The 10092-nt window shown below is 42.4% G+C and carries 10 protein-coding genes; 6 read left to right on the top strand and 4 right to left on the bottom strand.

Going from position 1 to position 10092, the window contains the following annotated elements:
* The first annotated feature begins 251 nt into the window (after window positions 1-251).
* Both DESPODRAFT_RS09340 and DESPODRAFT_RS09335 read left to right on the top strand, forming a co-directional pair.
* The gene (locus DESPODRAFT_RS09340; RefSeq protein WP_004073092.1) at window positions 252-491 is read left to right on the top strand and encodes a hypothetical protein; all 240 of its coding nucleotides are present in this window, start codon (window positions 252-254) and stop codon (window positions 489-491) included.
* Entirely contained in the window at window positions 488-694 is a 207-nt protein-coding gene (locus DESPODRAFT_RS09335) for a hypothetical protein (RefSeq protein ID WP_004073091.1), read from the top strand. Before DESPODRAFT_RS09340 ends, DESPODRAFT_RS09335 begins: the two co-directional genes overlap by 4 nt.
* Before the next feature lie 63 nt (window positions 695-757).
* On the opposite strand, the gene DESPODRAFT_RS09330 is transcribed toward DESPODRAFT_RS09335, so the two are convergent.
* The 4 genes from DESPODRAFT_RS09330 to DESPODRAFT_RS09320 all read right to left on the bottom strand — a co-directional run bounded on the left by DESPODRAFT_RS09330 (window position 758) and on the right by DESPODRAFT_RS09320 (window position 4912).
* The gene (locus DESPODRAFT_RS09330; RefSeq protein WP_004073089.1) at window positions 758-1582 is read right to left on the bottom strand and encodes a nitroreductase family protein; all 825 of its coding nucleotides are present in this window, start codon (window positions 1580-1582) and stop codon (window positions 758-760) included.
* 92 nt (window positions 1583-1674) lie between these two features.
* Window positions 1675-2382: an HD domain-containing protein gene (locus tag DESPODRAFT_RS09325; protein WP_004073086.1), complete on the bottom strand. Its 708-nt coding sequence runs from the start codon at window positions 2380-2382 to the stop codon at window positions 1675-1677.
* Between the two features lie 300 nt (window positions 2383-2682).
* On the bottom strand, window positions 2683-2853 hold the full coding sequence (locus DESPODRAFT_RS19985) for a hypothetical protein (protein ID WP_157488457.1): 171 nt from the start codon (window positions 2851-2853) through the stop codon (window positions 2683-2685).
* A 175-nt stretch (window positions 2854-3028) separates the two neighbouring features.
* Window positions 3029-4912: a DUF294 nucleotidyltransferase-like domain-containing protein gene (locus tag DESPODRAFT_RS09320; RefSeq protein WP_004073084.1), complete on the bottom strand. Its 1884-nt coding sequence runs from the start codon at window positions 4910-4912 to the stop codon at window positions 3029-3031.
* Window positions 4913-5623: 711 nt separating this feature from the next.
* On the opposite strand from DESPODRAFT_RS09320, the gene DESPODRAFT_RS09315 reads away from it, so the two are divergent.
* The 4 genes from DESPODRAFT_RS09315 (at window position 5624) to DESPODRAFT_RS09300 (ending at window position 10092) form a co-directional block, all read left to right on the top strand.
* Window positions 5624-5833: a hypothetical protein gene (locus DESPODRAFT_RS09315; protein WP_004073082.1), complete on the top strand. Its 210-nt coding sequence runs from the start codon at window positions 5624-5626 to the stop codon at window positions 5831-5833.
* Between the two features lie 103 nt (window positions 5834-5936).
* Window positions 5937-6620: a hypothetical protein gene (locus tag DESPODRAFT_RS09310; protein WP_004073080.1), complete on the top strand. Its 684-nt coding sequence runs from the start codon at window positions 5937-5939 to the stop codon at window positions 6618-6620.
* A 76-nt stretch (window positions 6621-6696) separates the two neighbouring features.
* Window positions 6697-7701, top strand: coding sequence for a hypothetical protein (locus tag DESPODRAFT_RS09305; RefSeq protein ID WP_004073078.1), 1005 nt, complete (start codon window positions 6697-6699; stop codon window positions 7699-7701).
* A gap of 114 nt (window positions 7702-7815) precedes the next feature.
* Window positions 7816-10092, top strand: coding sequence for a tellurite resistance TerB family protein (locus DESPODRAFT_RS09300; RefSeq protein WP_004073075.1), 2277 nt, complete (start codon window positions 7816-7818; stop codon window positions 10090-10092).

Here is a 10092-nt window from a genome sequence, read left to right as displayed (position 1 = left end):
GCGAAGAAAAGCACAGTATCTGACGAGGACTTTACTGAAAGCAGAAAAATTATACGGTTAAAATTGAATACATCTCAATTTTTGCTTCACGCCTTCCTGCTCATATCCTAAAAAACACGACCGATACGCACAATTCGTCCATCATATTTGTTGATCATCAATCCATCAATTTGCGAGTCCGCGCTCAACCGGTATGCGAATTGCCAAAAACGGCATTATCCTTGAACACCCTCAAAAAGGAGATATGAACAATGGAAGAGACACAGGACAGCCCGGTAATAGAAACACCGGAACACAACGAAACACAAACACATGCAGGCAGCCCTGTTTTAGCCAACCTGGACCACTCTCCCAAAACAATTTACGCAAATTGTCCCAATGCCGTTTGGCACATCACGGAACAGGACAAGCTGAGGATATTTTGTCGTTTGATGCACGCTCTTATAGACGAAAGCCTGAAAGCCTGCGATGGGGCAATGATGAACGATTGAAAATTTTAGGGGAATTTGAACCATCCAAAGGCGGTTATACAATTGAAAAGCCGTATAAATTTGAACCGGTGAAAAAACTCAAATCCGCCAAAGAAAAAGAAGCATCGAAAATTTACATCCGTGAACAAAAACAGCACAACTATAATTGGATAAAATTTAACAAAAATTTTCAGCGTTTTTATGGTGAAGATTATGGAATGTAAATTTATCGTTGACAATTAAGGCGGACAAGAACATCCGCTGCAATTTAATGAAAATCAGTACTGTTAGCCTGCAAAATAAGTAATATCGGGCTCATTTCTTTTAGGTGCCCTGGCATATTTTATTTTTGGTATTCCAACCATGAGCGCTCCGTGACAAGTATGATTGTCAGGCAGCCCCAGTTTTTCTGATAGACCCGGCCACTGAGCAGCGGCATAATTGACATAACCAGCCCAGCAACTTCCCAGACCAAATGCCGGTAAGGCAAGTTCAAGGTAAGCAAGGGCGGTATGACAGTCGGCCGAAGCACTTCCGAATTCATTGGATGCATAGGCAAAGACGAGCTGAGGTGCATCCCTGCATATTCTGTCAACACCCAGATTCCATTGTTTGATTACTCTATCAAAATTCATTATTAAAGCTTTCTCAGGATGCTTCTTCAGGACGAAATTCATCCAGTCTATGACCTGAGAGGCAATGTCTTTAACATCCTCTTCTTTGTCAAACACCAACCACTTAACTGGTTGCTTGTTACTTGCCGTCGGTGCGCAGCATGCAATTGAAAGGGCCTTTTCAAACAGATCTTTTGGCACAGGTTGTTTTTTATACACCCTGATGGATCGCCTGGATCTTAAAAAATGTTCAGCCTGTGCTGATGTTAGAATTAAATCCTTTTGAATGGGTAGGCAGTCTTCCGGTGAGATCGTTTCAAGGTGAAACGCGCCTTTGGTGCATATGGCAACACAATGTCCACACTGGATGCATAATTCTTCGGCCTCCTCTATAAGAAACGGGCCTTCATTTTTCATTTCAATAATTTTTGCAGGGCAGTCAAGCGCACAAAGCCCATCCTTGTCACATTTGTCATAATCGATTCTAAATAGGGGCATATTTTATTATCCTTTTGATCAAAGTCTCTTCAATGTAATATCATTACGAGGATAAATTAACCTCAGATTTTTCATATTTAATCCACGCATTGTCAAATATAGCACTGATACGCATTAATCTTGTCATTCAATCGCTTAGACAAAAAGTCGCTGCCAAATCTTAATTCACCCAAGATCAATTTAGCCTGGCCCAGATATTTTTTCCTTTTCTCTGTTGTCCAATAGGGTGGTGGGGGCTGGAGGTTGGTTATCCTGTCAGCCATTTTGACCATCCAGATTTCTTTGGATTGGAGTTTTATCCGTCTCAAGCTGTCTGACATTTGATGTTGTTTTTCAATTTTTTTATCTTTGGTCAGGGCAAGAATGCCATCTGCAACATGCTGTCCGAACTCTGATAGCAGTTCCTCATAAGTGGTATCTGTATCCTCAATGGTATCATGGAGGATGGCAGCTTGAACGGCAAAATTTCCATCCATACCGGTTTCATGATTTAAAGCGGCCATGATTTCCATACTGACCATACTGAGGTGTGCTAAATATGACCATTCAGTACCAGGGACCAATTGCCCCTTATGTCTTTCAGCAGCGAACCTGCAGGCCTTTATATATGCTTCCTGCGACCATCCGTTGTTTGTTTCTTTCATGGCAATTTCTTCTATTCCGTATTTAAATTGTGTACCGGCATATGAGGGGGGCATTCCCTGCTCGATTGAACTATTCCGGTAAATGCTGTCGTGATCTTTATTCGCTGCTATAATTGAAATGTAGTCCCTGGCAGTTGAGCAATTCAAATCCTGCATATGACGTCGAATTCTTTTTTTAACGCCTTTCCGGACCTTGCGGTAACCTTTCCAAGGTTAGAAGCCCCTTCTGAATCTTTGATTCAGGAGGGGAGCAGTCACTTGATCAAAATCTGTATGGGGTGAATATGAATTAACTTAGGGACTGATCACTAACTCCTACCGGACCTTATTGCCCTCAATAACAACCTCAGAGAATCCGCAGCCCCCAGACCATATATAAGCAATCCTGTCGTACAACCAGCGATACCAAGCAGTTCCATCCCGTTCAAGTTCTCTTCCAAAAATATCCAGCCGTGATCAAGCTCCCACCAGCATCAACAATCCTCCCAACATTTCAGGACGCACCACATCACCCCCTGCCATCATAGCATTTGAAACAAAAATCAGTATAATGGCCAGATACTTGAAATACGATATTTTCTGACTGAAAATGAAGTATGCGGCAATAGTTCCGAGCACCGGCAGCATTCCGTTAACCAACACACCGGCATGAGCCGCCCCAATCGTTTTTAAAAATTAAAGTCTATACAAACAGTGCATTATAAGCCGTGCTATTTAATCCTTAACCCGGTTTTCTGTTCCATTACCGCCCAAACCCATGTCAAGGCTGAACAGATATTTCCAGATTGACATGATTCCTGGTCTACCGTTGGTATCGATACTTCATCACTGACTGCATGTTACGAATCACCAGGAATGCTTCTTTAAGGCGGTTGCGATCAACGTGCGAAAGGTTGTCCGGTGATACAAAGTTGTCCATTTCCTTGCCGGCTTTGACCTGTCTTGCCTGGTGCTGAATGCGCAGATTGCTTATAAATTCAAGCGCATCATGCAGATCCCCGGCACTTTCGATAGAGATAGCGTTGCTGCTTTCCATCAAATCAATGCGATCCAGGGTATTGATTGCGCTACTGCACTGGGCAAGGGCGTAGACACGGACAAAATCCACAATAGGGACAATGCCGTTGAGCTTGATATCAAATGTATGGTCGTGTTCTCCTCCTTTGATTAATATAAAATTACGGAAAAACCCCAACGGTGGTTGGCTGGAAAGCGCGTTCCTTGTCATATGGGCCAGGAAGATATGATTGTCGCGGGTCTTGCCTAGCACATGATCTCGCAGGTCTTGAAACAGGCTGTGGTTGCCGTATATGCAACGTAAATCAAAAAAAACACTGGTCAGCATCAGGGCTTCGGGCTCAGGCCGGTCAATCCACTGGTTGAAATTTTTTTTCCAGACTGTCAGGGGTTGGCGCCAATCATAGTTGGTCGCCATCATGTCTCCGGGGCAGTAGATGTAACCACAGTCGTTGAGTCCATCACAGACATGTCTGGCCAGCAGACGGAAGTATTTGCTATGCTCTCTTGGAATGTAATCATCCGCCAGGATCAGCATATTATCCTGATCCGTCTTGGCAATCTGTTCCTCTCGCGCCTGGGAGCCTGCGGCGACCCAGGCGTAGGCCACGGGAGCAGGCCCCAATCTTTTTTCGGCCAACTGAAGCAGGCGAATAGTGACGGCATCTGTGATAGACGTAATCAGGCGCCCTACGCTCATGGCTGTTGCCCCGCTATCAACCAGATTGATCAGCAGCTCGGGAATCTTTGCCGTTACCTCCTTTATGCTGTCAATATCAGTGTGTTTGTAGATATCACCAACAATATCGACCGTAGGGCAGGTGTGCTGTCGCCTGGTGAGATCAGTGGTGGTAATCATGCCCGCCAGGCGGTTGTTGGCCATCACCGGAATATGATGGACGTTGTAGCGGGCCATTTGAAGTTGGGCCTTAAAAGCAAAATCGCTGCTGTTAATCGTAGCCGGGTTCTCGGTCATGATTTCACTTACCCTGTCGTTAAGGTCCAGCCCCTTGGCAATAACCCGATTGCGCAGGTCACGGTCGGTAACAATCCCGATCAGTTTTTGTTCGCGGCGTTCTGGTTCGTGGTATATAAGGATTGAAGAGACACGATTTTGGCTCATTACCTGGGCAGTCTCCTGTATGGTGGCTGTAACCGGCACTTTGACCAGGTTGCGGCTTAACAGTTCCATGACCGGTGTAAGCATCAAATTGAGCTGGGTCTGATCACTTTGACTGAACAGGCTTATGGCTTCACGCTGCCGTCTACTTTGCACTTCATCGGAGGTGTCAAAGAAACAGTTGAGCTGGGCATTTTGATCGCAAATCCTGTATAGATCAGCAGCGCAGAGCTGATATACCAAGGTCTCCTCCATGGCAAATGCTTTAAGCTTGTCCCGGCTACCGACGTGGGATGAACGATATCCAAACATATCATTTTCACCGAGGCGGGCCTGCAGCTCACCCTCTGCCGTATTAAGTTCCACCTTTCCGGTACGGATCAGGTAAAGGTGATCAAACAGGGTTCCGGTATCGGGTATCTCGGAATTTCTGGAAAAATTGCGTATCTGTAGCTTTTCCGACAAGTCGGACAACGTTTTTTCCGACAATAGGTCAAATGGATGGTTGTTTGCCAGAAAGCTGCGTATTTCCTGTAATTCAATATTCATCTGCCTTATTTAATTCCTATTTAAACTGGCGAAAACCATCCTTAAAATGGATGATTAACCCCAACGTTGCAGAAGTCATAAGGATTTCAGCTTCAAGGCATCACGTTTGAAGCTGTCGTAATCTACCACAAAACCTTGATAACACCGAAGATAAAATTTTCATGGCTTCCCCGAAGGGTAAAAATTCCAAATCGGCTTTAGCTGTCCAGTCTGGAGCATGTAATGCTTTATTCATTCGTTCGTACTTTGTTAGCTCAATCATTTCAGCTCAAGGTCCTCCAGCGGTAATATGTTGATGATTTTTGCATGCCTAACAGGAAAGTCTGGGGAAGTTGTCCGGTCGAAAACGGAGCCTGGCCGAAGGGTAGTCTTCACCTCAGGCCTTTAATTTAACCTTCCTGATTTTCGATCCAGGTCACCAACAATAAAAATAGCCAACGCCTTTACTGGCAAGGGTTACATCCCATAATCATACCATAAGTGCTTGGTGAACTATGTGGCAAATTAAAGAAAAAAATTTGCAAGCCTTTCCAAATGATGTTAATGATTCCATCATTGTTTTTTTAACATTGATGCAGATCTGGTTATTCTTACTTTTTGGATGTTATCCCGTTAGATAAGTGAATGCGGGAGATAAACGGAAACCACAGATCAACTTGTTAAGTGCAACAAAAAAACTGACCTTTTCTTTATAATTGCAGGGTGGTCCTCATGAATAGACCTAAAAAAGAGATTATAAAAATAATTGAGCAAAAAAAAGCTCAGCTATTACAAGCTGAGCGAGAAGCCGCTGTATGGAACTCAGGGAAGTACAAAGCATCATCAAATTCTAAAATATCAAAAATTTTTGTTGAAGCTTTGCGAAAAGAAATTGATGCTTTACACGATGAATTATTGGAAAATAGTGGAAAGGTCACTTAACCACGGGGTGGAGCGGGATGCGAAAAAGCAGGGCTTGTATTTCCGGGTTATCGTTCCGCGTGCACCTCACCCCTGTCTTTAAGTGCATAAAGGAAAAACAAGAATGAAAAAGGCAGAGGCCACATTAATCAGTTGGCTCATCATAATAGGGATCATTGTATCGTCTTTTACATGGCTTTCTGAAAGGGTTGGGGGAATTGGGATAGGAATCATTGTCGCAATGATAATAGGGCTCGCCATTTTCGTAAATATTAGAAAAACCATGAACGACCAAAAATCTTTCGATGATCTTGCTCGCTATGTTTTTAATAATCGGCTTCACCCTGATGAAGATAGAAAAATAAATTCGAAACTCGCCAGGTCGAATTTCCATCGGGCAGCATTGATCAGAAATCTCCAAATAATTAGGGATTCAATAGACATAGCCCTTTCAAGCAAGAAGCGAGATACTGCCGAATCTCGGATGAATCTTTTATTAGAACGATTTGAAGAGATCAAGAAAGAACAATCAGCGCTAATTTCCTTTGAGGTATTCGATGAAATATCCAATGTGATTCAGAAAACATCAATCGAATTTAATACGAAATTATATTATAATATTGCAGTAGGTTACATTGAAAAAGCTGAGAGTTTGAAAACAAAAAAATCTAAAGAAAAATATCTCGATCTTGCAAAGGATATTTTGGACGAAGGGATTGAAAAAGGAAAAGGTAATGGTGAAGAGCTAAAAAGAGTTCTTCTGATGGTTGAACAAGCAAAAACAAAATCTGAGACGTATGGCACTTAACAACAAACTGCACAGGACGCCAAACAGCCGGCGCTAGTGAGTTTCGCGTTATGCATCATATAAATGAGAGGCAGTCATGTTTGAAGATCTAATAAAGGAAATGGAGCGCATGAACGGCCAGTCTGTGTCAGTTCCAATTGAATCTGATGAAAAAGGCTATATCGACAAACAATGCCCATCAGAAGACTGTGAATTTATCTTCAAAGTAAATAGCGATGATTGGTCAAATATTTTCAAAGATGAGGCTGTTTGGTGCCCGCTTTGCCGTCACGAAGCCCCTGCTGACCAATGGTTCACTAAAGAACAGGTAGATCACGCTAAAGCCGAGGCGCTGGCTGTCGTAAAAGGAAAAATCAATAATGCATTAAAATCTGGGGCAGAAAAATTTAACCGTAGGCAATCAAAGAATAGTTTCATTTCAATGTCTATGAAGGTCAGCGGGGGCAAAAGAAGAACACATACCATCCCTGCAAAAGCCGCAGAACTAATGCAATTAGAAATACAATGTGAGAACTGCTCATCCAGATTCGCGGTTATAGGTAGCGCCTATTTCTGCCCAGCTTGTGGACACAACTCGGTGACCAGAACCTTTTCAGATTCACTGAGAAAAATTAAAGCCAAAAAAGAAAGCGTTGAAGTAGTTAGAAAGGCACTAATTGAATCGACAGGCAAAGATGAAGCTGAGTTAACGTGCAGGTCAATTATTGAAACGTCCATCTCTGATGGTGTAGTTGCTTTTCAGAAGTATTGTGAAGGATTGTATGAGCCCTATGGTAAGGCGCCATTTAATGCATTTCAGAGGCTATATCAGGCAAGTGATTTATGGAAGGCTGTTATCGGTAAAGGCTTTGATGCCTGGCTGTCCAACGAGGAAATCAAATCATTAAACACTCTATACCAAAAACGACATTTACTAGCTCATAATGAAGGTATTGTTGATTCAAAATATATACAAAAATCGAGCGACACAACTTACAAAGAAGGGCAGCGCATCGTTGTTTCTGGTCGAGACATTGAATCTCTAGTAACGATTTTAGACAAGCTTGGTAAAGCAATAGAGTCTGAGTGCACAAATGCATAACAAGGCGCTCGTTCGGACGCAAACTACGCTGCGCTTCGTTTGCGCCGCACAGCTTCATCGTTATACGGCAGCTGAAACAACTGTGCAATCCAAAAAATCACAATTGAGGCGAATATGGAATTTTGGTTATTAGTAGGAGGTGCGGTAATTTTGTACTACGCCATCAAAGCAATGGCAACGCCCTCAAAACAACAAGCTCAGAAGAATAATAGGCCAAGTTCCAAAAATGAGGTCAGTGTAAGCATGGCTACAAGCAATAGGGTTGTGGCGAACAGTAATCGTTATGATGACGATGATCTGGCTACTTTCAGTATTTCATATGCCTATGACGAGGAAAAAAGCAAAAACAAAACACCTGGTAAATGGATAAAATCCAGTGAATCTATCATCATCAATGGTCATGCAATTACTGGTGGTAACTTTTATTTTGGAGGAAAGCTCAGTTCATTAGATGGATATGGAACAGAAGCCTCATTAGTTGATGATTCACTAAAAATTGAAAACAAACCATCCACATTTGAAGATGAAAGTTTAGGCTATTGGCCTAAATTTATATCGCTCACTCCTAAAGGGCGTGGAGCTTTCCTTAGTTGGCTATCTGGAAATAGAAGTGATCCAGATACACCTTTAGGTTATGTGTTTATTTATTTCTATGGCATTGAAAGGCGTATTACCGTTGATTCACTTAAACAGGAAGTAGATGACACAGAATTTAAAGCGTTGTTTGACGAGGTTCTAAGATTAAAAGGCATTTACGGCAGTAGTCGCTCCTTTTCAAATTATGCAACACGTCTATTGGAAATCATGTGTCTACTACGTCCTCACGTAGTATCACATCCAGAACTGGGAAAAACACCTCAAAGGGATTCACTGTTATTTAAACATCGACTTGCCACTACGGTAAATGATGAAAAGCCCATTCCCGCCGAACTGGCATTGGCTTGGATTCGGTTTTATCCAGATTATAATTTAAAGAAACCAGCACGGCGTTGTGGATATGAATTCAGCCAGATGTTTACACGCCTCTATAGTAAAAAATATGGTGACGGCATTGTTGTCAAACCCAATAAAATACGGTTAAGGATTGAGTATCATCCAGCCAGCTCCTCTCTACGTGGTATATCCTTGCCTCAACAGGATCTTCCCGATCCAAGCAATTTAAAAGGTCCTGTAAATAAGCTGATTGCCATTGCAGATGAATGTACAGCAGAACTAGATGCTTATAGCAGGTATCTTGCCAAACCGGATACTTCACGGACAGATATTGAAGCCGTGTTGTTATTACCTGACGAACTCAGTGATTTAAGAGCTACGCTAGGCTTAGGTAAATTTAAGAAATGGGCAGATGATGCTATTTCAACAAAAAAAGGGCTGGTTGATGTTGAGGAATTCTGGACATATACCAAATCGCCTTTACCTTCCAAGATCAATAAAAAGGAAGCTGAATTAATTCAGAACCTTGCTCAAAAAGCGGGTTATGGCATAGCTCCTGATACTCGTTACCATCATGCTAAGACGAGCGCAGATGGAAAACTGGTTCTATTTCCTGAAGGACACAGCAAATACTTTGAACCATCCAAGGCTTATAGTGAAATGGGCATGGCACTCCGTCTAGGGGCAATGGTTGCCACAATTGATTCGCATGTCGATCAGGCGGAATTAAATTTATTAACTCAGCTCATTGACTACGATACCAATCTATCACCTACCGAAAAACAATCACTACACGCCTACTTAATATGGAGGCTCAATACACCTTCAAATATCACAGGCTTGAAAGCCAGACTGGAAACATTAGGTAAAACAGAAAAAGCAGCGGTTAGTCGCATACTTGTCGGTGTAGCGATGGCGGATGGAAAAATAGATCCAGAAGAAATCAAACAACTTGAAAAACTCTATACCTTGTTAGGTCTTGATAAAGCCCTTGTTACCGGAGATATTCATGGAATGTCATCAGGTAAAGCTGGTTTAAGACCTTCAAGTTCTCAATCAGAAACAACTTCGTCAACTCCTACCTCGTTCCAGTTGAATGAAAGTATCCTTGCGATTCACGAATCAGAAACCAAAGATGTACAAAGCATGTTGGGCGCAATATTCGTGGAAGAGGAACCTACAGGCGAGCCCGGTAACTCAACTACGGACAGCACTACTATAGAGGAAGAAATCGGAATTGATAAACGTCATTATGCTTTGTTTGAAAGCCTGATACGAAAAGATAAATGGACTCGTGAAGAAGTGGAGGCGCTGTGCCGTGATTCAGGTCTGATGGTTAGCGGAGCATTGGAAACTATTAATGACTGGTCGTTTGATAAAGCAGATGCAGCTGTAATAGAAGAAGATGGTGACGCAATTTATGTCGATCAGGAAATCGTAGAAGAGATAGAAGGTTAA

The sequence above is a fragment of the Desulfobacter postgatei 2ac9 genome (genome assembly GCF_000233695.2).
GTDB classification, from domain to species: domain Bacteria; phylum Desulfobacterota; class Desulfobacteria; order Desulfobacterales; family Desulfobacteraceae; genus Desulfobacter; species Desulfobacter postgatei.
This window is presented reverse-complemented; position numbering and strand designations above follow the sequence as displayed.

Coding starts and splice junctions, on each gene's coding strand:
- DESPODRAFT_RS09340 (WP_004073092.1), top strand. CDS start 252: ATGGAAGAGACACAGGACAGCCCGGTAATAGAAACACCGGAACACAAC.
- DESPODRAFT_RS09330 (WP_004073089.1), bottom strand. CDS start 1,582: ATGCCCCTATTTAGAATCGATTATGACAAATGTGACAAGGATGGGCTT.
- DESPODRAFT_RS09325 (WP_004073086.1), bottom strand. CDS start 2,382: ATGCAGGATTTGAATTGCTCAACTGCCAGGGACTACATTTCAATTATA.
- DESPODRAFT_RS19985 (WP_157488457.1), bottom strand. CDS start 2,853: ATGCTGCCGGTGCTCGGAACTATTGCCGCATACTTCATTTTCAGTCAG.
- DESPODRAFT_RS09320 (WP_004073084.1), bottom strand. CDS start 4,912: ATGAATATTGAATTACAGGAAATACGCAGCTTTCTGGCAAACAACCAT.
- DESPODRAFT_RS09315 (WP_004073082.1), top strand. CDS start 5,624: ATGAATAGACCTAAAAAAGAGATTATAAAAATAATTGAGCAAAAAAAA.
- DESPODRAFT_RS09310 (WP_004073080.1), top strand. CDS start 5,937: ATGAAAAAGGCAGAGGCCACATTAATCAGTTGGCTCATCATAATAGGG.
- DESPODRAFT_RS09305 (WP_004073078.1), top strand. CDS start 6,697: ATGTTTGAAGATCTAATAAAGGAAATGGAGCGCATGAACGGCCAGTCT.
- DESPODRAFT_RS09300 (WP_004073075.1), top strand. CDS start 7,816: ATGGAATTTTGGTTATTAGTAGGAGGTGCGGTAATTTTGTACTACGCC.